Origin of the sequence: Brevibacillus gelatini, assembly GCF_050920745.1 — a bacterium.
GTDB classification, from domain to species: Bacteria; Bacillota; Bacilli; order Brevibacillales; family Brevibacillaceae; genus Brevibacillus; species Brevibacillus gelatini.
Map to the genome: position 1 here is coordinate 3,885,105 of NZ_CP154342.1, position 24,172 is coordinate 3,909,276.

The window sequence follows — 24,172 nt, forward strand, 5'->3', positions numbered from 1 at the left end:
ACAGGGACTTTTCCCTGCTTCTTTTTTTTGAGACGGAATCGGGCTTTCGCCGCCGCTTACGAATGCGATTGGGAATGCGCCCGATCTGCTGCCAGATTTTTGCCGCTCGCCTGGGCAGCATTTGTCTTTTTGCTCGCCATCCCGACTGCCATCGCGATGACCATGAATACGGCCAGGGCCACCACTCCGGTCAGGCTGTGGTCGGTAAACGTCCACTTGTAGAAAAAGGCACCGCACACCGCACCGATGATCGGCCCCACGACGGGAATCCAGGCGTAGCCCCAGTTGGAGTGGCCTTTTCCGTGAATCGGCAGGAGGGCGTGGGCGATTCGCGGCCCGAGATCGCGCGCCGGGTTGATCGCATAGCCCGTCGTTCCGCCGAGGGACAAACCGATGGCGACAATCAGGAAGCCGACGACAAACGGATTCAATCCTTCTGCAAATTTATTCGCACCGATGGCCAGAATACCAAGCACCAGGAAAAACGTACCTAAAATTTCACTGAACAAGTTGGCAACTGTATGTGGAATCGCTGGTCCGGTTGCGAATACCCCCAATTTTGCTGCCGGGTCGTCTGTCTCGCGCCAGTGCGGATAGTAAAAAATCCAGACAAACGTCGCACCCATAAATGCACCGACAAATTGTGCCAACACGTAGCCCGGCACCTGCTCCCACGCAAACTGCCCGATGCTCGCCAGCGCAATCGTGAGCGCAGGATTCAGATGCGCGCCGCTGATGCTGCCAACTGCGTATGCACCGCACGCTACGGCAAGCCCCCAGCCGAGTGTAATGACGATCCAGCCGCCATTTTGCGAGTATGCTTTTTTCAGGTTTTGGCCTGCGCATACCCCTGCCCCCAAAATAATCAGGATCATTGTCCCGACCAATTCTCCTACGTAAGCAGACATGTCCTTACCCCCTTTTTTTGAAAAACGACCATGTAAACCAGCCGAAAAATCGCAATGAAACCGTTTTCTAAAGCGCTTACATTTCACCCAACTCCTTTTTGTTTTTTTGTGGAGAAAACAAAAAAGCCAATACTCGCAAAAACGCAGGGCGTCGCCCTCTTTTTGCAAATATTAGCTGATCTCCCAATCTCCACAGCACTATTAACTTATGTCCTACTATATAGCGGCCACGCAAAATCTGTCAAGAATCCGTTTTCTTTTTTGCCGGGAAACCGCTTTTGCTCATGGCTGCCTTTCCGCTTCACCTGCAGCTTGAAGCCTTTTTCCCGCTGCTTGCCGTCCTAACCAGCTCCGGCAGAAAAACGCGAACAGCCTTGGTACCGTTCTGCTCATTTGGACGTCACTCCAGCATTCTGCTGCTCCTTTGCAGATTGCTAGGCATGGGCGCCGTCACCGAGATTCAGCAGGACACAGCCCACGATAATCAGCGCGACCGCCACCACCTTTTTCACGGTAAGCACATCCTTGAAAAAAAGGACGCCGATCACAGCGATCATCGCCGTACCCAGCCCGGACCAGATCGCATACGCGGTGCCGACTTCCATTTCTTTCAGCGCCAGGCTCAACGAGGAAAAGCACAGCACGTAAAACACAAACATCAGCACACTCGGAATTGGCCTGCTCAGCCCTTCCGACAGCTTCATCGAAGTTGTTCCCGCCACCTCCAGCAAAATCGCCAGCAGCAAATACACCCAACTCATTTTCCCGTTTCCCCTCTCGTTGCTGGCGCAGCCAAAACACCGCCGAGCAAAATATCAATCATCGCGTCCAACGCCTCCCCGATCGTCATCTGATGCCGACCGGACAATTGCTGGTCAATCAGTTGCTCGAGCGCTCCCGTGTACATCAAAATCAAAATCGGAAGCTGAACCGGGCGAAACACGCCAGCTTCGACGCCCTGCTCAAGCAGCACGCGGACATGCTCCCACTCTTCCTGGTACACTTCCTCCACCATTTTCCACTGTGCGGGATAGTAGCGCTTCAACTCGTACCAGACGCGCAAATCCGTCCGGGCAAAGCCGCTCGGCACCAATGCCAGCAACTCGCGCATCTTTTCCGGCAAATCGAGGTGCGGATCATGCAAAATCCGGTCTTCGCTCGCCTTCAATTCCTCGATGCTGTCGGCAATCAGTCTCGTGATGAGCTCCTCTTTGGAAGGGAAGCTGGCGTACAACGTTTTCGTACTGATCCCCGCCCGCCGAGCCAAATCCGCCATTGTAAAACGGATGCCTCGCGTTTCGATCTCCTGTTGGGCACATTGCAAAATTCGCTCCTGCATTTTTGCATGAACCTCCCACTCGTAAAACAAGGAAAATATTTTGTTTTCCACATTTTCCTATCGTTACAAATAGCATACCCACCTGCGTTCTGGATGTCAACTACCCGCAAACCAGGCTTCGTGCAACGCCGCAATTCCCGGCTCAATCTGGTCGAGCGCAATGCCGGAAAAGCCGAGAAAAAACTCCTTGGGCATTTCCGCTGGCGGCGTAAGCCACGTAAAAGCCGCAGACGATGCGCGAATCCCCGCCTGAATCGCCAGCCGTCTCAACTCTTCTTCCGAACGCTCACTGTACACGCGCAGCAAGACGTGAAAGCCCGCATCCGCCCCGATCACCGACGCCCGTTCGCCGAAATGCTTGTGGATTGCTGCCAGCAAGGCATCGTGCTTTTTCCGGTACAGGCTGCGCATTTTGCGGACGTGTTTTTCCAGGTGGCCTTTTTGCATAAAAATCTCCATCGTCCGCTGGTGCAGCCGCGACGCGGATTGCTCCAGCAACGTGTCGTGCAGCAGGGTAAAATACGCATCCAGCAACGACTGCGGCAGCACCATGTACCAGATGCCGAGCGCCGGAGCCATCACCTGTGCGAAGCCGCCCATGTAGATGACATTGGTTTGCGGCAAAAGCCCTTGCAGCGCCGGAATTGGCCTGCCGTGGTAGCGAAACTCGCCATCGTAGTCGTCCTCGATGATAAAGCCGTCGACGCTTTGCGCCCATTCCAAAAGCGCAAGCCGCCTGGATACGGGCATAATCATCCCGCGCGGATATTGGTGCGAGGGGGACACGACGGCAAGGCGCACTCCTGATTCGTACAGTTCGTCTACACAGATTCCGTCTTCGTCAAGCGAGATCGGCACTGCCTCATATCCATGCTGGCGAAACGTATTGGCATACAGCAAATAGCCCGGATTTTCCACCGCGATCCGCTTAAGCTGCTGCCTAAGCATCAGGCAAATCAGCGAGAGCAGTCCAAACTGGTCCGCGCCAATGACGATCTGGTCCGGCGTGCAGACGACGCCGCGGTACCTGCGCACATAATCGGCAATTTGCTGGCGCAGTCCCGGCTCGCCCTGCGGATCGCCGTAAAAAAGCTCCTCCTGCCGCTCGCCGCCAAGCACCTGATTGTACAGCCGCCGCCAGAGCGTGTGCGGAAACAGCGAAAAATCGTTTTGCGACATGTGAAAATCGTATCGGTACTTGCGGTTGTCACGCAGGAGCGGTCTGCTCCATTCGGGCTGTTCGGACACCCCTTGCCCTTTTGGCGTAAGCTCGGGGTCAGGCAGCTTCTCCACGAAGTAGCCGCTGCGCGGCCTGCTTCGGATGAACCCTTCGGCCAAAAGCTGCTGGTACGCCATTTCCACAGGCGTCGTGCTCAAACCGAGAGCATCTGCCAGCTTGCGCACGGACGGCAGCCGCGTTTTTTCTGCCAGCCTGCCTGCAATGATTTCGTTTTTGAGGAACGTGTACAGTTGCACGTATTGCGGTTCGTTTCCGTTTTCGTCCCATTTGGGCGTCAAGAGCATCGGTCATCTGTCCTTTTGATTTTTGCAAAACTGTGCATTTTCAAGTATACACTTGTTCGCTATGCTGGTGAAAAATGAAATCTGACAGGGAGGACACAAACGATGTCTACTCATCAAGAGCACCATGCTCCCGTCCGTTTTTTGCAGGGAGAACGCGTCTATCTGCGCCCGCTCGGACAGGACGATGTCGACTTTTACTACCAATCGCTCTACCACCCGGAAACGCGCAAACTGACAGGAACGCAAAAGCACTACACCCGCGAGCAAATCGCGCAATATCTGGCAAGCAAAGCACAGGATTCGTCCAGCGTGCTGTTGGCAATCGCCTTGTGCGAAAACGATCAGCTGATCGGCGACGTGCAGATCGGCGGCATCGACACGTACAATCGCAACGCTTTCATCCGCATCGCCATCCATCAGCCTGCGTATCAGAGCAAAGGGTACGGCAGTGAAGCGCTGCTGTTGATGCTCGACTACGGCTTCGGCATTCTCAACCTGCACCGCATCGAGCTGAACGTGTTCGCTTACAATGAACGTGCGATACTCGCTTATGAAAAGCTCGGCTTCCAGCGGGAGGGAGTGCAGCGGCAGGCGCTTTATTACGATCATCGTTATCATGATTCGATTCTGATGTCGATGCTGGCTGGTGAGTATCGGGAGAAGTATGGGAAATGATTATTGGCAAGGCATGGGGGTTGTCTCAAAGTCGATTCTTTGACTTCGAGACAACCCTTTTTGTCTGGCAGTAAACGTTAGCGGAATTGCTCTTTTTAGACTCTTTTCATGTCGTTTCCAAAAATATAAGTGGAATTGATGGGAGAAAGTTCCGATACATACAAATAGAGGTTTAGAATGTTATTCCAAAATTCCTTTAATGAGGGATTAATGTCAGGTAATGAATCCGTTATCAACCATGAGCACATGGGTGAGAAGACAGACATTATGGAATGAATCGGAAAAAGTGAGCGCTTTCCCCTAAACTTTTACGCCGGACCAGTTAGGGGAAGCCACTAGATCCAAACGGAGGCAAATGAGGGATGACAGGGTATGAACGGATCCGGGTAACAGCGCCGTACCGGATCAAACGAATCGAAGACGTACGAATGGAGTGGAAACCGAACGAGCACGCCCGACTCTACCTGCGGGGCATCGTGGACGACAGCGAAACGGTAAATGCCGTGCTGCAAGCTGTCTACGACGATGAAATCCGCCTGTATGACACGGATGGCGAAAGCGAAACCACGATTTTCAAGGGAGTCGTGACTTCTGTTCAAATCGCCCATCGGCAAGGCGTTTACGAGATCGAACTGGAGGGGCAGTCCGGAAGCTTCCAGCTCGATGTAACGAAAAAACGCCGCTCCTTTCAGCAGGCAGACATGACCTATCCTAAGCTGGTACAGGAAATCATCAAGACGTATCCCGGCTACAACGTGAATGTCAGCATCGGGGAAGGCGTCCAGATCGGCGAGCCGATCATCCAGTACGACGAGACGGATTGGGAGCTGCTCAGGCGGCTGGCCAGTCATTTTCACGGTGTTCTCGTCAGTGATATTATGGAGGCAACACCGCGGTTTTGGTTTGGATTGCCGCAAGGGAAAAGCTATACGCTGCCGGACGATGTCGCGTATACGGCGAGCAAGGACTTGCTGGCGTACCAAAAAGCGGGTGGCGATGCGGCAGGCTTGCACGATACCGATTTTTTCACCTACGAAATCGAGTCCGGTGAACGGTATACACTCGGAGATGAAATCTGGTTTCGCAACAAGCGGATGGTCGTCAGCGAAGTGAGGGCACGGATGGAGCGGGGGCTGTTTGTCTATACATACCGCTTGGCCCGGATAGACGGCATACGGCAGGAGCCGATCCACAACCCGAAGCTCTCCGGTGTCTCGCTGGAAGGCAAGGTGCTTGCGGTCCAGGGCGAGCAGGTCAAGCTTCATCTGGAGATAGACAAGCAGCAGCCCAAGGAGACCGCGCATTGGTTTCCATTTGCTCCGCCTACAGGCAATGTGATGTACTGTATGCCGCAGGTGGGTACAAACGCCAGCCTGTATTTCCCCGATGCGACGGGAAAACGGGCGGTGGTGCTTGGCTGCGTCCGCAAAAACGGCGACAGTTGTGCGAAGACAGCTAACCCGAACATCCGGTATTTCGGGACAGAGCACGGAAGCGAGCTGGAGCTTTCCCCTACCGCCCTTTCGATTGTGAGCGGATGCAAGGAGCCGTTGAAGATAACGCTGGACGATCACGTCGGGATTACGCTGACCAGCCATAAAAAGCTGACCCTGAACGCGAAGGAAGAAATCTCGCTCTATACGCCAAAACGAGTTGTCATTCAGGCGCAAAGCCAGATTCTCGCCAAGAAAACGAATGCGCCAAGCGGATTTTCGCTGGAGAGTGAGTATCACTTCCTGGGGACTGCCGTTCACGTGGAAGGACGGGACCGGACGACGTTTCCCGCGTTTGACGACGAGCCGAAGCAAGGAACGCCCCCACTGCCAGAACCGCCGTTTGATTGGGGAAAGCTGGCCTTTTGCGTGCTCGGGGCTGTGGCGATTGTTGGGGCCGTAGCATTGACGGTAGCGACATTTGGTGCTGGTGCGGTGATTGGAGCGGCAGCAGTGGGGGCCGCTCTCGGAGCGATAGGCGGCGTGGTCATGACCGCCTCGTCCGATCTCATCAACGGGGAGGCGAGCAGTCCGTCGGAGTATATCAAAAGCGCTGCCCAAGGGGCCGTGATCGGCGCGGTATGCGGAGCGATTTTCGGCCCCGTTGCAGGGATCGGCGGAGGTGCGGTCGTTCCGCTGACGGGCGGACAAACGACTGTAGGGCTTGGCTCGGCGATGTTTATGGGCGGAACCTCCGGATATATTGATTATTCGCTGCGGGAACTGTGGGACGGTCGGACACCGGATGGAGGCCAGGCGCTGGAATCGTTTGCGGTTGGGGCCGCGCTGGGAGGAGCTTTTTCCGTAGGGACGTCCTGGTTGGCGAAAGGTGCTGAGAGGGTTAAGGAGGCGCTGAAGCGGGGGGCGAGTTCGAAGGTTGAGGGACCGGGTAATGTTGTTACAAAAGTAAAATATGGAGAAAGTGACCTATCTAAGAAAATTATTGAGGAAAGAATAGCTAGAGGCGATAAGAGTGCTAAGAATTATGCTATATTTGAATATATTGACAACAATGGCAACAAAGCTTATAAGGCGGCAAGTAGTGAAGGAAAAGTAGTAGATGGAAAATTTATTGAAGGCCGCCATTCAGAAAAAGTTATACACGACTATCTTCAAAGCGAAGGAATTGACCCTTCACGAGTTAAAAGAATTTATTCAGAAAGAGATTTTTGTGATCTGGCTGGTCATAACTGTTCTGAATTAGTAAACAAGTATTATCCAAATGCTGAAAAATCCTACTCTTATCCGTTCTCTACTAAAGAACAGGCTATTGAAAGTAAGAAACAGCTACTTAAGGACATCAAGGAACAATTTAAAAAATACAGTAATAATTAATAAAAGAGGTGGTAAATTTGTTAATATCTAATGAGGATATAATGAACTTTTGGGAAAATCAATTTATTAAATACAATGAGAAGGAGCTACAAAAATTTAATCTATCAGAAAGCACCATTTCTTTTTTATTAGAGGTAGGCTTACCAGATGCAGAAATATTAAAACGAAATGGTGTTTACCATACTTTTTATGAGGGAAGTGACTTTGAAGAAGTAATAATTAAAAATGAGAAATATATTGTTATCGGGAAATTTGCCGATGTGGATATTTATATTTATATAAAGTGTGGTAGTGAAGAGGTTTTCACAACTAAAAAATCAAATTTTGTATATATTAATTCATCGATTCGCAACTATATAATTTTTGAGCAAATTTGCCGTTCTGAGTTTTATAAAGTGAAGGCTTATGAAGAAGATGAAATGAGTGCAGCTGTTGAAAGAATGAAAGAGAAATTCGTTAAAATAGAACCAAAAGCAATAGAAGAGGGCAGTTATTGGGATCAATATTTACTCCCATATGAAATAGGGTTCCTGTAATTTGTTTTTTATCGTTACATTGACAGGTCGATTATGGTCAGAACGCCATCATTAACCTGTTTGTTATTAACTTCATTATCTTGTGTTTGCTAATTAAATTGAAAAAATTCTACTACAAAAATGAACTACGAAGCAGAGCTACCCTAGGATTTGTTCTGAGGTACAGCAGAAATTCAAGAATACAAAAACGAAGCTGAAAGAGTACTACGATCAAATGCAGATGAACTAGGATTGTTTCCTCGCAAAATGTTTACAGGTGTTTGTAAAATATTTTGTGTAAACAAACAAGATCGTACAATAGAACTAACAAACCAAACACTTTATAAACTTTCATAAGGGGCTGTCCAAAGTCAATGTAAACAGACTGCTGGACAGCCTCCTTCTTTTTTTGCCCTACTCATCCGCCCAATCGAAAAACCCGGACAACAAACTCGCCTGCCCGGCATTTCCCATAACCTTCGCTTCCAGCCGATCTATCCGCTTTTGATACGCCTGCGCCTCGGCCTTGGAACGGTTGCGCAAGAGCGTGCCCCGCTTTTTCCACTGCTCGTAGGCTTGCCGCGTATAGCGGAGCGCCTTTTCCGCGTCGCCGAGCTGGTGCTCGCACAGCTTGGCGGCCTCGATGTAAACCTCTTCGGGGACATAGCCGGACGATGCCATGCACGACTCCCAGACATGCAAAGCCTGCCGCCAGTCCTTCTGCTTTTTGTACAGGTGGCCGATGGCAAGCCTAGCCCGATTGCTCCAGGCATGGCCGCTGTCCGCGACGAAGCGGTAGCCTGCCAGCGCCGCTTCCTGGTCGCCCAGCGCGTCGTACCATCTGGCAATTTCAAAGCGTTCCTCCGGGGAGGCGGCCACGTCGGGCTGATCCGTCAGCAGCCGGGTCATATGGATGTAGAGCGTAATGAGTGAGAGGACGTCTGTCTCGTTATGCCGCAGCACCCCTGCGATCACGTCAGGGTCCTGCGAGTGCAAAAAATCGAAGTAGCGCACAGGCGCGAGGTAGCCGGGCAAATCGTCCTCGCGGAAAACGTCCAGCTTTTCCTGCTCGATGATTCCAAGGCGGCACGATTCCAGTTCGGTCTTCCACAGTCGGCGCGCACCGTGCAACAGGTCCAGGTGACCAAAGACAGGCAAGGCCGGAACCTGGTCGCGCACCAGCGTATGCCTTGTCCGCACCTGCGGCCAGTCGAACGACTTTCCGTTGAACGTTACCAGATGCGACGATTTTTCCGCCTGCGCGAGAAACGACTGGTACAAGGTCGCTTCCGCATGGGGGGCAGGCAAAAAATGCTGGCGCACGACAACCTCTTCTCCCTCCAGGCGGCTGTAGCCCAGCAGGAAAACGGCGTTGCCCGCTCCGCCGGACAGCCCGGTCGTCTCCGTGTCAAAAAACAGCAACTCTTCTGCCTTCCTGCCCGCCGCCGACAGGGGATGCTCCCTGCCGGACGCCTCCCAGATGGCAATGGCCTCGTGCAGCTGGGCAAAGCTGTAGGCGCCGTGCCGCTGGCTGACGGGATAGCGCACCTCGCGGATCATGACGTGCTCGTCGTCCCAAAAGTAGGGGGCCGCCTGCAAGGACTGCCATCTGTCCGTAAAGGGAATGGACGGTTTTTCGGGTTCGGACGGCATAGGCGCGGGCTGTTCCGACGGCTGTCCTGCCGAATGTCCTGCCGGCTGCTCGGCCTGCTCTCCTGCCGCGGCAGGCTCGTTCGCCGCCTTGCCTGCGTCCAGTGACATGTGCCCCTTCATCCGTTGCAGCCTGGATTTAAGAGACATGAACGCTTCCCCCTTGGGCGACGCGCAGCAAGGTCATGGCCAGCTCCTTGCTGCCGTCGTCGGTCGCGCCGACGCACGACGGACAGCCTGACGCGCACGGGCAAGAGCTGATGAGCCGCTCTGCCTGGGTGAGAATCGTTTCCATTTCCTTGTACACCTGCTCCGACAGGCCGATGCCGCCCGGATAGCGGTCGTACAGGAAAATCGTCGGCTCCTGCGAGTGGACGGCCTTGCGCTGGGGAATGACGTGCAAATCCATCGGGTCGCACATGACAAACAGCGGAGCGACGTGCTGGAGTACATGCGCAAGACCGACCAGCCCCCGCTCCACGTCCTCTGTGCCAATCTCCTCCAGAAGCGAATCGGAAAAGCCAATCCATGCCGCGTTCGTGTGCAATTCCTCCTCCGGCAGATGAATCGGGCCGGAGCCGATATTTTCATGCGTCTCGAACTTGATCTTTTTGAAAATCGTCGCCATCGCGTGCACGGAAACTTCCCCGTAAGCGAAAGCGCTCTGCCCGTAGCGACGCGTCTGGTCCTGCTCCAGCACCTTGAGTTGAACCGCCAGATTCGCATCGGTGTAATAGTCGACCTGCACTTCCCGGACGTACGCTTTCTTTTCCTCGTAGTCGAGCTTCTCGACCTGGTACTGCGTCCCTTGGTGCAAGTAAATCGCTTCCTCGTGCAGCAGCGTCAGCGAGCTGAAGCGGTCCATTTCCCCGATGACCCGCTCGTTGCCCCGCTCGCTGATGTCGATGATGACCACGTTTTCCTGCGAGGCCGACCGCAAGCTGATGTTGTGCGCCGGGAACGAATCGTTCATCCAGAACCATTTGCCGCGCGAATAGTGCAGCACTTGCTCCTCGGTCAAAAATTCCAGGACTTCCGTAATTTCCGCCCGGCCAAACGTATCGCCTTCACGAAACGGCAGCTCGTACGCCGCGCATTTCAGATGGTCGACCAAAATGATGAGGTTGTCGGGATTGATCCGCGCCGTCTCCGGACTGCGGTCAAAAAAGTATTCGGGATGGGCGATCACGTACTGATCCAGCGGCGTCGAGCTGCCGACCATGACGACGACCGACTCGCCCTGACGACGGCCTGCCCGACCCGCCTGCTGCCATGTGCTGGCAACAGAGCCGGGGTACCCGGTAATGACGCACGCCTGCAATTGTCCGATGTCTACGCCAAGCTCCAGCGCGTTCGTGCTGACTACGCCCATGATGTCGCCGTTGCGCAAGCCGCGCTCAATCTCCCTGCGCTGGCTCGGCAAATAGCCGCCGCGATACCCCTGAATCGTTTTCGGGCCGAGCTTGCGCTTAATCAGCTCCTGCAAGTACGTCAGCAAAATCTCCACGCGGACGCGGCTTCGCGCAAACAGGATCGTCTGGATGCCGTTGGTCAAAAACTGCTCGGTAATGTCCCGCGCCTCCAGCGTGGCGCTGCGCCGGATGTTGAGCTGGCGGTTGACCACAGGCGGGTTGTAAAAGATGAAATGCTTGACGCCGGACGGCGCTCCGTTATTGTCGACCAGCTCGACCTGTTCCTCTGTCAGCGCTTCCGCCAGCTCTCGCGGGTTGGCGATCGTCGCCGACGTGCAGATGAACTGCGGCGCGCTGCCGTAAAAGGCACAAATCCGCTTGAGGCGGCGAATCACATTGGCGACGTGGCTGCCAAAGACGCCGCGGTATGTATGCAGCTCGTCGATGACGATGTATTTCAAATGCTCGAAAAACGAAACCCATTTGGTGTGGTGCGGCAAAATGGCGGAGTGCAGCATGTCCGGGTTGGTGATGACGATATTGCCCGCCTTGCGCACCATTTGCCGGATGTTGGCCGGCGTGTCGCCATCGTACGTTTCCGATTTGATCGACAGCCCCATTTCGGTAATCAGCTCGTGCAGCTCTGCCTTCTGGTCCTGCGCCAACGCCTTGGTCGGAAACAGGTAAAGCGCGCGCGCCTGCGTGTCCTTGGCCAGCGTCTGGAGAATCGGCAGATGGTAGCACATGCTTTTCCCGGACGCAGTCGGCGTGACCGCGACGATATGCCTGCCCTCGCGCACATGGCGAAAAGCCGTCTCCTGGTGCGTGTACAAAGCGGCAATTCCTCTTCGCGTCAGCGCTTCCCGGATGCGCGCATCCATTTCCTGTGGAAACGGAACCGTTTTGGCCTCACGGGCAGGAATGACCCGCCAATGGGTTATATTGTCACGAAAACGCTCGTCTGTTTTCAAATGCTCCAAAATCGTTGCCATGTCTTTTTTCATCTTCACCAGGCTCACCTTCTTTGCCCTTATTCTACGAATGGGCGTTCGGGTTGTAAACCCCTGCGGACGTTTTGTCCGGGAGCGGTTTTTTTGCGGTAAGCAGGCCAGAGCGGACAGGAGCTTTTCACCTTTTTTTCCGGCAATCAAATAGAAAAAGCTGCCAAACGAGCTTGGCAGCCGATTTTTTGGCAAACGGTATTTACCTGGCAATCGCTTTCCCGCCGGATCGGTTCAGCTTCGGCGATCAGCTGCTTTTTTCACTCTTGTTCTCCCGGGGGGGTCGCTTTATTTTTCCGCTGCCATCAACCCCGACAGGTGGTGAATCAACACGCGCTCCAGCCTTGGCCCGTCCAGTCGCTGCGGTTGCATATAGGCATGCAGCGCAAGCCCGTCGACCAGTGCATAAAGTTTCTCCGTCTCCAGCTCTTTGTCAATACTTGCAGGCAAAAGGCCATTTTGCTCGGCGTAATCCATGAGCTTTTGCAGGCCAAGGTAGACGCCGTCATCCTGCATGTCAAATCCGCCCGGCTTATGGCGGAAGTAAGCCGTAAAGGCAAACCAGACCTCCATTTCCACCATGTTTTCCCGATTCATCGGCACAAGCTCCAGGATCGTTCGGATAAACTTCTCGCGCGGCGGCAGGTCAAGTGAAAGAATCTCGCGGATGCGGGCTGTCACTCTTTCTTTCACGAGCTTCATCGAATACGCCAGCAGTTCGTCCTGTGTGCTGAAATAGTGCCGCAGCGCCCCCAGCGACAGCCCTGCCTCTGCGGCGATATTGCGAACCGTCGCTCCCTCCATTCCCCGCTCGCTAATGACCCGCCAGGTGGCCTGGGCGATTTGTTCTCTTCGTTTTTCGTGATCGATTTGTTTTGGCATACCTGTATTTTACCAAGCCCGGACAGGACGAGCAATTAAATAATACACTTGTATTAAATAAAGGCAGGTGATAAAATCTTTTTACAATACATTTGTATTAAAAAAGGAGAGCGTGAACGTGAACTGGATCGCGTGGATGATCGTTGCCTGTGAAATTGGTTTTTGGGTCGTGATTGCCCTGGGGTTGGCCGTGCGGTATGGCTTCGGAAAGGAGCGGCTTGGACTTTTTATCCTGGCGCTGACTCCCCTGGTCGACCTTGTTTTGCTCGCCGTGACCAGTGTCGACTTGTACCAGGGCGCAACCGCAACCAGGGCGCATGCGCTGGCTGCCGTCTACATCGGCGTGTCGATCGCTTTTGGCAAAGGCATGATTCACTGGGCGGACGAGAAGTTTTTGTACTATGTGAAAAAACAGCCGCTGGCAAAAAAGCCCAAGCTGTACGGGATGGCTTACGCCCGCTACTACGCCAAGGGCTGGTTCAAGCACGTTTTCGCTTATCTCATCGGGGCGGGGTTGCTGTTTGCGATGATCTTTTTTGTCGGGGATGCCTCGCGGACCGGGGCTTTGGAGCGGACCATTTCCCAATGGGCGGTTATTGTCGGGATTGACTTCTTGATTACTGTCAGTTTTTTTGTCTGGCCCAAGCGGAGCAAAAGCGTCAGTTCTTGACGGGTATACCGTGAATGCCCAGGTGGTACAGATACGATGATGCAAAAAAACAGCGAACCTGATGCGCGCTGGCACAGGTGCGCTGTTCTTTTTTTGCCTAAAAGCCAGGCTTTCGGCCATACATACACATGGAGCGGGACGGCAAAATCCGGACATCAACTTGACAATTGCACTCGCGCCACAAAAGGTTTCCCGATTTTGCAAGATAATCAAACAACAGGCAAGAAAAAACTACGCCCGATAAGCCTCGACCAATATCCTCATGTAATCCTCCGACGTAATCGTGCGGACGTTGCTTGGCGTCGAGCCGTTTTGCATCGCCAGCTCCACGATGCGCGGGAAGTCTGCTTCGCGCACGCCGGGCAGGTCTTTCAACTTGGGAATGTGCAAGCTGCTTGTCCACTCGGCAATGCCTGCGATCAGCTTGTCTACGGCAACTTCTTCGCTGTCGGCATCTGTGGCAAAGCCCATGTAGCGGGCGAGATCAGCGTGCATGGGCTTGTTTTCCGCCGCATTGAAGCGCAGCACGTGCGGCAAGAAGACGGCGTTCGCCACTCCATGCGGCGTATCGTACAGCCCGCCCAACGCTTCGGCCAGGCAGTGAACAGCCGCCACATCCGCAGAGCCAAAGCACAGTCCCGCAAGCAGGCTGCCTTCGAGCATCGCGTGCCGAGCCGCTTCGTTTTGCCCGTCTGCGTAAGCTGCGGGCAGAGCGGACACAATCGTCTGCATCGCTTTGGCCCCGAGCGCTTGCGAGATCGGATTCGTCACCTTGCACGTGTAGCCTTCGATGGCGTGAACGAGCGCGTCGACTCCGGTAGCAGCGGTGACAGCAGCAGGCACGCTGTACGTCAAAGCCGGGTCGAGCACAGCCAGAACTGGCCGCAGCGCCGCGTGCTTGAGCGTCATTTTCCGGTGCGTGGCCGCCTCTGTAATGACGGCAGAGCGCGTCACTTCCGAGCCAGTTCCCGCTGTCGTCGGGACGCAGATGATCGGCGCGATGTTTTCATAGGCCAGTCGCCCGTCTGCGTAGTCGGCAGGCGTTCCGCCGTTTGGCCCGCACAGCGCAATCGTTTTGCCCGTATCCATCGCACTGCCGCCGCCAATCGCTACGACCATGTCGGCGGCTGTGTCGCGAAACAGGGCTGCCCCTTCCAGGCATTCCGTATCACGCGGATTTTGGCTGAGCCGATCAAACAGCGTTACCTGAAAACCTGCTACCGTCAGCGCCTCCTGGATCGGCGTGACCAGCCCTGCCTTGATGACCCCCGGATCGCTGACCAGCAAGACAGACGTGCCTTTTCGCAGATCATGCAGCAGCTTCGGCAGCTCCCCCGCTTTGCCTTTTCCCATTTCAATACGTGTAGAGCAATAATAGCTGTATGCGTTCATCGTATCGCCTCCCTTTTCCCCATCATACTAGCTGAAAGAGCTGTAAGCCAGAAAATCGCAAAAAGATTCGCGCAATAAGGTTGCAGCGGTGTAACGTTCCTTTTTTTTTTCACGTCACATAGGCAAAAGGGGGATTAGACAGATGAAAAACATCGGAAAGGCATGTGGCATAACCGTTTTGGTTGCGGCCCTGATCGGCTGCAGTTCGTCTGAGCAGCTGGCCGCAGAAAAAAGCGCGTCCCATCAGCAGCCAGCGGGAAGCCCGCAACGAGCGGCATACGGGGGCAGCTATAGTATGCAAGACACTGCACTCTCAGCACCAGTTCATTCGCGCACAGATGGTATGTATTTTCAAAATTACGGGACAAACCAGTTCGTCTCCACCGCAGAAGACCGGCTCTCTACGTTTGCGGCAGACGTAGACACAGGCTCCTACACCGTCATGCGCCGCTACATCCACGAAGGGACTTTGCCGCCGCCGGACGCGGTTCGCGTGGAGGAGTTTATCAACTACTTCCCCGCCGCTTATCCTGCTCCCAAAGACCGCACGTTTTCCATCGTCGCTGACGGCGGCCCCTCGCCTTTCCATCCCGGTCAGCAGCTCGTCCGCATTGGGATCAAAGGCAAGGAAATCGCAAGCGACGACCGCAAACCAGCCCAGCTCGTTTTCGTCATCGACGTATCCGGCTCGATGGCGCGTGAAAACCGCCTGGAGCTGGTGAAAAAAAGCTTGAACGTCCTGGTCGACCAGCTCCAGCCCAGCGATACGGTCGGCATCGTCGTCTACGGCTCCACCGGACGAGTCGTGCTTCCGCCTACTTCCGTCAAGCAGCGGCCAACGATCTTGTCCGCGATTGCCGAGCTTGAACCGGAAGGCTCCACCAACGCCGAGGAAGGGCTGATGCTGGGCTACGAGATGGCCTCCCGCTCCTTTGAACCAGATGCGATCAATCGCGTCATCCTCTGCTCGGACGGGGTAGCCAACGTAGGCGAGACGGGCCCGGAAGGAATCTTGCGTTCCATCGAGGATTTTTCCCGCAAGGAGATTTATTTGAGCACCTTTGGCTTCGGGATGGGCAATTACAACGATGTGCTGATGGAGCAGCTCGCTGACAAAGGGGAAGGCAACTACGCTTACATCGATTCCTTTTCCGAAGCAAAACGGGTGTTTACGGAAGCGCTGACCGGCAAGCTGCAAACGATTGCCCGCGATGTCAAAATCCAGGTGGAGTTCGATCCGGCCATAGTCGACTCGTACCGCCTGCTCGGCTATGAAAACCGCGACGTCCGCGATGAAGATTTTCGCAACGACAAAACAGACGCGGGCGAAGTGGGAGCCGGGCATACCGTCACCGCGCTTTACGAGATCAAGCTGAAAAAGGCAGCGGATACCGACAAACTTGGCACCGTGCGCATCCGCTATCATGACATTGCGACCAATCGCACAGAAGAAATCAGTCAGCCCGTTCAGGTGCAAAAGACATTGTCTTCCGGACTGAAGTTTCTCGCTTCTGTCGCGCAGTTTGCCGAAATACTCCGCGAAAGCCCGTGGTCGGAGCGCAGTTCTCTGCACGACGTACTGGAACTGGCAAAAGCAAACGCCTCCGGTGAGGAACAGCGCGATTTTGTCCAGCTCGTCGAGAGCAGTCTGGCTCTCCGAAAGCAGTAAAAGAAAGCCGCCAGCGCCCCTTATCAAAACCGACCATCAGTTTGTATTTGGGTAAAATAAAAGGCACGCACACAATGGCGCTGCCTTTTTTGTTAACCTTGCTTTTTCAAAAAGAAATGCTTCATGACAGGACGGACAAAAATCGTCGCGGCAAGCCCAAGGATGTTCCAGATGTTGACCAGCATGATGCCCGTATCTCCGGAAATGACTGCGAGTGCAAACAGCACGGAGCAAATGAGCGACAGCCCGAACGCAACTGCCCAAATCAATGTCAGCCAAAAGTTGGAGGCCAGAAACAGCGGATGCGAGACAAGCTCAGCGGGCACTACCTTTTTCGCATATTGCAGCGTAAACGGCTTTTTGATGCACAACGACCAGGTCGCTGCCACAGCGAGGATGGCGTACATGAACAGTTGGGTAAAATCCAGCAGGTGAAACGCTGGGAACAAGAGAGCGACCCAAAAGCCGCAAAAGAAGTAAAACACCTTGATCGCAATGATCGTCGTTACTTCGCCAAACTTCTTTTTCTGAAACAAACAGATCAACAGCGCGAGCGCAAACCCGATGGCAAATCCAAGCGCAGGCGGCTGCACCTGAAAGGCAACGAAGAAAGGAATCAGGTCAACAAAAATCCAGAACAAGGTCATGAACACGGGACAGCTCTCCTTTTCTACTTATAAATGTAGAACGAATAACATCATGATAGCTTGCTGATGATCTTATACTACAAACCGACCGTCGGTTTGTAAAGGCTTTTTTCAGTCCCTGTCTGTGCTTCGCCAGCGAATCGAGGGGATACCCATCTCACTGACGAACAGCTTTTGCCTCGACCCCATCCTGGCGCGGCACGAGTCGGATTATCAGCTTTTCCCATAGAAAAAGACAGCCTGTTTCCGCTCGCTCACCCGCGAGAGATTCGGCTGTCTGTTCTTTCTATATTATAGAGCCAATGCTACTATACCCGGCCCATCAAGCGGATGGCTTTTCCTCGTCCGCATCGGCAGGCGGCTGTTCGTCTTTCTTTTTGCCAAACAGCTTTTTCATGAGGCCGCCCAACGCTCCCAATGCGACTACAATCAAAATCCAGCCTTTTTTCGCAAACGCCAAAATCATGGCCAACAGTCCCAGTTTCTTTGCGGCGGCCAAGCCCAGTCCTCCGAGGATCAAGCCTGTCAGGCCGTACTCTGCGACCTTGTCTGTTTCAGCGTTGAAATCGGTGTAACGATGCCCTTCCTTAACCACGAAGTTTTTCATGATCTTTTCCCGCAAGGTCTGCTTGTCCTTCATAAGCGACGGCACATCCGTGACCAGAATGAAGGAAACATGGCCTGTTCTCGTCAACACCTGCAGCTTGTAGTTCAGAAACTGCTCTTTTTTCGAGTTCTCTACCAGCATGGCGTATTCCAGCTCGTGGGTGGCGGCATTGTAGGACGGCTTTACGTTCCAGCCGATTACATGAATCTGCTCTTCCGGCTTTCGCTGCTTGTTCGCCTCTTCTGTGCCGTCCTTGTAGCTTTGCAGCAACGCGTCGGCATCGATTTCGTTTTGCTCGTCGTCGCTGATATGTCCTGTGTCCTCATATTCGATAAACAAGGTCCAGTTTTGCCCGTCTTCAGTCGGATGGACGCTTCCGATTTCGTACATGCTCGGAATGTCCCCATACTCTTTCTCCATTTTGATCGTATCGTCTTTGTTGAGAAAGACCATGTTTTCCGGAACGGTGAAGGAAAACTTTCCTTCCATCTCTACCTTCGTTCCGCTTTCCACAAAATTGTAGTTCCCGGCTGCGTTTGCCGGTAGAACGGCCGCAAAAGCGAACATGCAAGTAAATAAAAATGATTGCCAAACACTTCTTCTCATGCTAACCCCTCTTATCTATTTATTTCACGAACTTCCTTATCTTACCGGGATTTTTTACCCATTTCAAAGGGTTTATAGAAAATAAAGGGAAAAATGAATCGTTTTTACTGGGTATAATTGGATGTTTATTTGTTTTTCCATTACTTAAGACCTGCTTTTGTAGGACGGATTGCGCACAGACAGGACTCGGCAAAAGGCAACACGTGAAAAAGGGGCGTCTCGAAGTCAAAACAGCGACTTTCTGAGACAGCCCCTTCTGGCTGAATGAATTTACGATTGGGCCATTCCCAGTGAGTGGTCTTCGCTTTCCACACAACGCTGAAACGCCCGATCCGGATTAGGAGTATCGTACTTCGTCAGCAAGTCTTGGTAAGAGCCTGCATACTTCACATTCCCGGCATGGAGAATGAAAATTTGGCAATCGATAAATTCCAGCTCCTGCAATTGATGAGTTGACATCAAAACGGTGTGCCCGGGTTTTTTGGCTATCTCTGCGATCTTGCTCAATATTTTTAATCTCGCTGTAGGGTCAACCCCACTCGTAGGCTCGTCGAACAAATAGAAGCGTTTGTCAATCTCGGCAAACAAGGTGACAAGCAGCCATTTTCTTTCCCCGACAGACATTTGCCCAAACTTCCGATTCCAAAGCTCCCTGACCAGTTCCCTTTCCCGGTCATCCAATAGAGACAAGCATAGCTCCGGATTTTTATCGAAGGCTCGATCCGTTATATGTAAAATAAGTCGGGCAATATCCCTGCCCTTCAAAATGGGCGAAAAGTACAAGCTTTGCGTTTGATAGACGATTTCGTTCGCTGGTGGGATTCCGTCAATCGCCCCTTCCTGAATCGCCAACACTCCCGTCAGTAAATCAAAAAGCGTTGTTTTCCCTGCTCCATTCAGACCAATGACTACGTTGACCTTATTCGCTTCCAGTTTCATATTCAGTTGATGGAGCGCTTTCTTTTCACTCTTGGGGTAGGAAAACGATATATTTTTTAATTCAATCATCGGTTCTCCACTCTTTCCTTCCTTTTGGCGATTAGGTTCTTCTTACTGTTGAAGCGATTTTTATTTTCGGCCAGGCAATGCTTCCAATCATGATGTAGACCAGCGAAATGATGAAAAGAAACAGGTGATTACTGTTCGGTTGAAGGTTATTGGTCAATACCTCATAGGTAAACACGGAGAAACGGAATACGTATTCAACCGGGTTTAAATAGTAAAGCATAGTGCTAAAAAAATCCGTAGACTCGCCTCGATAAATAGCCAGATACGTCGCCGGGAAAATCATCATGTTGACAATCGTATAGGCAGATGAAGCCCTTACCGACAAGCTGGCAATCGCGAGAGACAGCATAAAAAGCGGGAGCAAGACGAGCAAATAGGTACACGCAGCAGTAAGAAACAGAAGAAAAACAGGGTAAGCAAAGACGACTGAAATCACAAACGTAAACAAAGCAAGCGTGACGAGCCCAAAAACAATTTGAGTGAGTAAAAGTCCCCCGATAATCGGAACTTTTGAGCCGCAGATGAAGACAAAGCTTTTCAAGATGCCCCACTCTCGAAAATCGGTTAATCTTAGCCCAATCCCATTAAACACTACCAGCACTGTCGAGAAAGCCCAGAAACTGGCATAGTAGTAAACGGCTTTTGAAACATCCGGTTTGGCGTCGAACCAACTGTAATTGATCGAAAAAAACAACAGTACAGGCAGCAGGATCGACCAGGCTAATGAAACTTTTTCATCCATGATCGACTTGAGGAATACGATGAAAAATTCGTATGATTTTCTAAACATGGTTTTCCGATTCCTTTCCTGAAAACTTCATTTCCTTCAATAACTTTTTTCTTAAAATTTCCTTTTTTTAGATAAATATACCACAAAAAAAGCCAGCGTTTGCAGGATTGACCCCTGCGCTGCTGGCTTTCTTCGTTGTTGCGTCCATCATTTTACCGTTTGTTTACTTCTGCAAATCTTCAATCGACGTAATGTCCATGTAGGTCGGAACGGCCAGGCCCAGCTTGGTTCCTTCCAGATTTGGTCCAAGGTCCTCTACGTCCTTGCCAAGCTTCTCCATGTAGTCCGCATGTGTCGTCGGCAGCCATGCGGCAACCATGCCGTCCACGTCGCCGTTTGCTACCCCGATCCACATCGGGCCTGCTTCGACCTGGCTCAGCTCCACTTGATAGTTCAGCTTTTCCTCCAGGACGGTCTTTACCACGTTCGTGCTGGCGATCTCGGAATCCCAGGCCACGTAGGCAAGCGTCAGCTTTTGGCCGGTGGCAGGCTGGATGCCCTCGATCCATTTGTTTACCGTTTCTTCATTGTTTTTCACCCACTCGGCTGCCGCTTCCTCCGGCTTTTTGCCGCTTTCGATGTCCAGCATGACTTTTTCCATGTCAGCAGGCGTCCAGGCGAACTTGTCGAGGAAAGCGTAGGCGCTCGGCTGCTCTTCCTTCAAGCCTTTGCGCACGACGGTGTGAATTTGCTCTTCTTTTCCGTAGATGCCTTTCGGGTCTTCCAGGTACTTCATCTCGAACTTGGAGAACATCCAGTGCGGGGTCCAGCCTGTGACGATAATCGGCTTTTTGTCCTTGTACGCCTGCGTCAGGGCGGCTGTCATCGCGGCACTGGAGCCTTCCACCAGCTCCCAGTCTTTCAGCCCGTATTCGCTGAGAACTTTTTCCGTCGCCTTCATCAGTCCGGCACCCGGATCAATTCCGATAATTTTATGGTCGACAGCCGCACCTACGCTGCCGGATGCTGCCGAGCCGGTGTTGCCGCCAGACGGTTCATTGCCTTGCGGAGTTCCAGCGCTTGAGCAGCCTGCCATCACCATGCCGAGTCCCAGTGCGACGGCCAATCCTTTCCAGGTTGCTTTTTTCATGAAAACCCCTCCTACGCTTTTTTTCTCTTTCCTACTCCTTGCGTGATGCGGTCCAGCAAAATCGCCATAATGACGATGGCCAGTCCCGCCTCGAAGCCTTCTCCGATCTTGATCTGCGTCACAGCGCGATAAACGTCCGCGCCAAGGCCTTTTGCCCCAATCATCGAAGCGATCACGACCATGGACAGCGCCAGCATGATGCTTTGGTTGATTCCGGCCATGATCGTCGTTTTCGCGATTGGCAGCTGTACCTTGGTCAGCTTTTGCCAATAGGTCGAACCAAACGCCTCTGTCGCCTCGATCAAGTCCGCTGGCACCTGGCGAATCCCCAGGTTGGTCAGGCGGATGGTCGGCGGCATCGCGAAAATGACGGAAGCGATGACACCCGGCACTTTTCCCAGTCCGAAGAAAAAGATCGCGGGAATCAAGTACACAAACGCAGGCATCGTCTGCATGAAATCAAGCAGAGGCGTCACGACCTTTTGGACGGAATCACTCTTCGCGCACCAGATTCCCACGGGAATCCCGATGATGATCGAGATGAGTCCGGCGGTCAGTACCAGCGCAAGTGTTTCCATTGAATGCTCCCAATAACCCAGATTCTGAATCAGAAGAAGTCCAATGAAAGTAAAAAGAGCGATAGACAGCTTTCCGGCGCGGTACGCCAGCAGCGTCAGCAAAATGATAATCACCCAGAACGGCAGTCCGGTCAAAATCAGCTGAAAGAAATCGACCATTCCGCCAATGCACGTCGAAATAAAATCGAACAAAAAACCCAAATGCTCATCCAGTCCGTCTACGATGGTTTCTACCCAGCTATCGAGGGGCAGCTTCGGAAAAAGTTGGTCCATCATGCATCCACCTGCCTTTCTTCACTTGCTGCAAGCGACGATTCCTGGTTCACTTTTCCGGCCAAACCACCCAGTACGGCACCTTTTACAATCACGCCCAACAGACGATCCTGCTCCCCTGTCACCGCTACCGGAATATCGGAAAAGGCAACCAGGTCAAACAGTTCATTGAGCAGCGTCTGCGGGCCGACTTTTGGCACTTCTGTGCGCAGGACACTTTCCAGCGATTTTCCTTGTTCCTTCGCTTCGCTGACGGCGTCTGCGGTCAGCACGCCCAACAGTGTTTTCTTTTTGTCGACCACGTACAGGCTCGATACGCCGCGGTCCCGCATCATCTGCAGGGCGACACGCGGCCCTTTGTCCAGGGTAATCGTCTCTGCCCGCTTCATGACGTTCTCCGCTGACAGCACCTTGGAGCGGTCGACGTCTTCCACGAAGCGCTCCACGTATTCGTTGGCCGGATTGGTCATGATTTCTTCCGGGGTGCCGATCTGCACGATGGCACCGTCCTTCATCAAGGCGATCCGGTCCCCGATCTTCAGCGCTTCATCGAGGTCGTGCGTAATGAAAATAATCGTTTTTTGCATCGTGCTCTGCAATTCCAGCAGCTCATCCTGCATGTCCTTGCGAATAAGCGGGTCCAGTGCGCTGAATGCCTCGTCCATCAACAGCACATCCGGCTCATTGGCAAGTGCACGCGCCAGACCGACGCGCTGCTGCATTCCTCCGCTGAGTTGCTCGGGATAGCTTGCTTCCCAGCCTGCCAGACCGACCAGCGCAAGCGACGCTTTCGCCTTGGCTTCGCGCTCGGCTTTGGGAATGCCCTGGATTTCCAGGCCATACGCCGCATTTTCCAGGACGGTCCTGTGCGGAAACAGGGCAAACTTTTGAAACACCATCCCGAGCTTCTTTCTTCTGACCTGCTGCAACTGCTCTGTGTTCATGCTGACAATATCCGTACCGTCAATCAGGATTCTGCCTTCTGTCGGCTCAATCAGCCGATTCAAGAGTCGAACGAGCGTCGACTTCCCGCTACCCGAAAGCCCCATGATGACGAAAATTTCGCCGGCATGCACCTCAAAACTCGCTTGATTCACCCCAAGAGTAAGACCCGTTTCCTTCAATATTTCCTGCTTGGTCTTCCCTTGTTTCACGTAGGGCAGTGCGCGTTGGGGCTGTCGTCCGAAGATTTTGGTCAAATTTTCCACTTTGATCTTGGGCATGTGGTCACCTCCAACTGTTACGCCCGTATCCGGACTGTTCTTTACCCTTACAATTGTAACGACCCCTGTTTTTTGCCTCAAACTGGGTGAGCCGCGATAATCGGGCATTTTCAGCGTTCAGAAAAAACTTTACATACTTTTCTTTCCGTATTCGCAGTATATCACGTACATACTGTTTGATGTATCCATTTACTTTTTGCTTGCGGAAACGTACAATTCTAGTCAGGTAAAATGACTAGAGGAGCTGCTTTTTTCAAAATGGAAACGAATCAGGAAAAAATCCTCGAAAAAGCTCAGGAACGAGTGATCGAAACGTTGGCCCGCAACATGGATTTGTACGGCATCACGATGTCTACCGGGCTTTTGTACGGCACGCTGCTGTTTCAGGACAAGTCGATGACGCTGGATGAGATGGGAGAAGCGCTGGGAATGAGCAAGACCAGCATGAGCACCGGCGTTCGCACCTTGATGGACTTAAATATGGTAGAAAAGATATGGAAAAAAGGGACGCGCAAAGACCATTACGAGGTCAATCTCGACTGGTACCAAAACTTCATTGATCTGTTCTCCGTGAAGTGGCGCCATGCCAGCGAGCAAAACGTGCACAGCCTGAAAAAGTCGCTGCAAGAGCTGCGCACCCTCCAGCAGTCTGAGGATCTGTCCGATGAGCTGAGAGCGCGCGTCGAGCTGAGCATCAGCCGGATTGAAAACGGGCTGGAGTATTACTCGTGGCTGTCGCGTCTGATTGACACCTTTGAATCCCACGATATTTTTCAGTTTGTCCCCAAAAAAGAGAGCAATTAGAAAGCATTCCTTGACTCGCTGCAACAAAAAACGGGAGCGCCCATACAGGTGCATCCCGTTTCTTTGTCCCACCTATGATAT

The 24,172-nt window shown here is 52.8% G+C and carries 21 protein-coding genes; 6 read left to right on the plus strand and 15 right to left on the minus strand.

The window, feature by feature from the left end; genetic code table 11:
* Positions 1-56: 56 nt before the first annotated feature.
* The 4 genes from AAFJ72_RS18725 to AAFJ72_RS18740 all read right to left on the minus strand — a co-directional run bounded on the left by AAFJ72_RS18725 (position 57) and on the right by AAFJ72_RS18740 (position 3,771).
* The gene (locus AAFJ72_RS18725) at positions 57-908 is read right to left on the minus strand and encodes an MIP/aquaporin family protein (RefSeq protein WP_122905668.1); all 852 of its coding nucleotides are present in this window, start codon (positions 906-908) and stop codon (positions 57-59) included.
* 434 nt (positions 909-1,342) lie between these two features.
* On the minus strand, positions 1,343-1,669 hold the full coding sequence (locus AAFJ72_RS18730) for a DMT family transporter (protein ID WP_432775225.1): 327 nt from the start codon (positions 1,667-1,669) through the stop codon (positions 1,343-1,345).
* Complete coding sequence (locus AAFJ72_RS18735; protein WP_432775227.1) at positions 1,666-2,247, minus strand: TetR/AcrR family transcriptional regulator; 582 nt, start codon at positions 2,245-2,247, stop codon at positions 1,666-1,668. The genes AAFJ72_RS18730 and AAFJ72_RS18735 overlap by 4 nt, the downstream gene beginning before the upstream one ends.
* 96 nt (positions 2,248-2,343) lie before the next feature.
* Positions 2,344-3,771: a PLP-dependent aminotransferase family protein gene (locus AAFJ72_RS18740; RefSeq protein ID WP_432775228.1), complete on the minus strand. Its 1,428-nt coding sequence runs from the start codon at positions 3,769-3,771 to the stop codon at positions 2,344-2,346.
* A 102-nt stretch (positions 3,772-3,873) separates the two neighbouring features.
* On the opposite strand from AAFJ72_RS18740, the gene AAFJ72_RS18745 reads away from it, so the two are divergent.
* From AAFJ72_RS18745 to AAFJ72_RS18755, 3 genes are all read left to right on the plus strand, one after another.
* The gene (locus AAFJ72_RS18745) at positions 3,874-4,446 is read left to right on the plus strand and encodes a GNAT family N-acetyltransferase (RefSeq protein WP_432775230.1); all 573 of its coding nucleotides are present in this window, start codon (positions 3,874-3,876) and stop codon (positions 4,444-4,446) included.
* Between the two features lie 362 nt (positions 4,447-4,808).
* The gene (locus AAFJ72_RS18750; protein ID WP_432775232.1) at positions 4,809-7,274 is read left to right on the plus strand and encodes a nucleic acid/nucleotide deaminase domain-containing protein; all 2,466 of its coding nucleotides are present in this window, start codon (positions 4,809-4,811) and stop codon (positions 7,272-7,274) included.
* A gap of 41 nt (positions 7,275-7,315) precedes the next feature.
* Complete coding sequence (locus tag AAFJ72_RS18755) at positions 7,316-7,810, plus strand: SUKH-4 family immunity protein (protein WP_432775234.1); 495 nt, start codon at positions 7,316-7,318, stop codon at positions 7,808-7,810.
* A 393-nt stretch (positions 7,811-8,203) separates the two neighbouring features.
* On the opposite strand, the gene AAFJ72_RS18760 is transcribed toward AAFJ72_RS18755, so the two are convergent.
* The 3 genes from AAFJ72_RS18760 to AAFJ72_RS18770 form a co-directional block, all read right to left on the minus strand.
* A complete protein-coding gene (locus AAFJ72_RS18760; RefSeq protein WP_432775235.1) occupies positions 8,204-9,589 on the minus strand; it encodes a ribonuclease H-like domain-containing protein in 1,386 nt (461 codons plus the stop codon).
* Positions 9,579-11,861, minus strand: coding sequence for a DEAD/DEAH box helicase (locus AAFJ72_RS18765; protein ID WP_432775237.1), 2,283 nt, complete (start codon positions 11,859-11,861; stop codon positions 9,579-9,581). Before AAFJ72_RS18765 ends, AAFJ72_RS18760 begins: the two co-directional genes overlap by 11 nt.
* 279 nt (positions 11,862-12,140) lie before the next feature.
* A complete protein-coding gene (locus AAFJ72_RS18770; RefSeq protein WP_432775239.1) occupies positions 12,141-12,734 on the minus strand; it encodes a TetR/AcrR family transcriptional regulator in 594 nt (197 codons plus the stop codon).
* Positions 12,735-12,852: 118 nt separating this feature from the next.
* On the opposite strand from AAFJ72_RS18770, the gene AAFJ72_RS18775 reads away from it, so the two are divergent.
* Positions 12,853-13,404, plus strand: a complete 552-nt coding sequence (locus tag AAFJ72_RS18775; protein WP_432775240.1) for a hypothetical protein — start codon at positions 12,853-12,855, stop codon at positions 13,402-13,404.
* A gap of 231 nt (positions 13,405-13,635) precedes the next feature.
* Here AAFJ72_RS18775 and AAFJ72_RS18780 read toward each other — a convergent pair whose 3' ends face one another.
* A complete protein-coding gene (locus tag AAFJ72_RS18780) occupies positions 13,636-14,796 on the minus strand; it encodes an iron-containing alcohol dehydrogenase (RefSeq protein ID WP_432775242.1) in 1,161 nt (386 codons plus the stop codon).
* A gap of 142 nt (positions 14,797-14,938) precedes the next feature.
* On the opposite strand from AAFJ72_RS18780, the gene AAFJ72_RS18785 reads away from it, so the two are divergent.
* Positions 14,939-16,465 carry a vWA domain-containing protein gene (locus tag AAFJ72_RS18785; RefSeq protein ID WP_432775243.1) on the plus strand — a complete coding sequence of 509 codons (1,527 nt, stop codon included), beginning with the start codon at positions 14,939-14,941 and terminating at the stop codon, positions 16,463-16,465.
* Positions 16,466-16,557: 92 nt separating this feature from the next.
* Here AAFJ72_RS18785 and AAFJ72_RS18790 read toward each other — a convergent pair whose 3' ends face one another.
* From AAFJ72_RS18790 to proV, 7 genes are all read right to left on the minus strand, one after another.
* Complete coding sequence (locus AAFJ72_RS18790) at positions 16,558-17,112, minus strand: amine oxidase (protein WP_432777223.1); 555 nt, start codon at positions 17,110-17,112, stop codon at positions 16,558-16,560.
* A gap of 322 nt (positions 17,113-17,434) precedes the next feature.
* Positions 17,435-18,325 carry a DUF2167 domain-containing protein gene (locus AAFJ72_RS18795; RefSeq protein ID WP_432775244.1) on the minus strand — a complete coding sequence of 297 codons (891 nt, stop codon included), beginning with the start codon at positions 18,323-18,325 and terminating at the stop codon, positions 17,435-17,437.
* Between the two features lie 270 nt (positions 18,326-18,595).
* Positions 18,596-19,333 (minus strand): AAA family ATPase, encoded by a 738-nt coding sequence (locus AAFJ72_RS18800; protein WP_432775245.1) that lies wholly within the window; start codon positions 19,331-19,333, stop codon positions 18,596-18,598.
* Between the two features lie 31 nt (positions 19,334-19,364).
* Entirely contained in the window at positions 19,365-20,075 is a 711-nt protein-coding gene (locus AAFJ72_RS18805; RefSeq protein ID WP_432775246.1) for an ABC transporter, read from the minus strand.
* 211 nt (positions 20,076-20,286) lie between these two features.
* The gene (locus AAFJ72_RS18810) at positions 20,287-21,213 is read right to left on the minus strand and encodes a glycine betaine ABC transporter substrate-binding protein (RefSeq protein ID WP_432775248.1); all 927 of its coding nucleotides are present in this window, start codon (positions 21,211-21,213) and stop codon (positions 20,287-20,289) included.
* An 11-nt stretch (positions 21,214-21,224) separates the two neighbouring features.
* Positions 21,225-22,064, minus strand: coding sequence for an ABC transporter permease (locus AAFJ72_RS18815; RefSeq protein ID WP_122903037.1), 840 nt, complete (start codon positions 22,062-22,064; stop codon positions 21,225-21,227).
* A complete protein-coding gene (gene proV / locus AAFJ72_RS18820) occupies positions 22,064-23,287 on the minus strand; it encodes a glycine betaine/L-proline ABC transporter ATP-binding protein ProV (protein ID WP_122903038.1) in 1,224 nt (407 codons plus the stop codon). Before proV ends, AAFJ72_RS18815 begins: the two co-directional genes overlap by 1 nt.
* A gap of 258 nt (positions 23,288-23,545) precedes the next feature.
* Between proV and AAFJ72_RS18825 the strand changes: the two genes are divergently transcribed.
* Positions 23,546-24,091 carry a GbsR/MarR family transcriptional regulator gene (locus tag AAFJ72_RS18825; protein ID WP_432775250.1) on the plus strand — a complete coding sequence of 182 codons (546 nt, stop codon included), beginning with the start codon at positions 23,546-23,548 and terminating at the stop codon, positions 24,089-24,091.
* Positions 24,092-24,172: the final 81 nt, after the last annotated feature.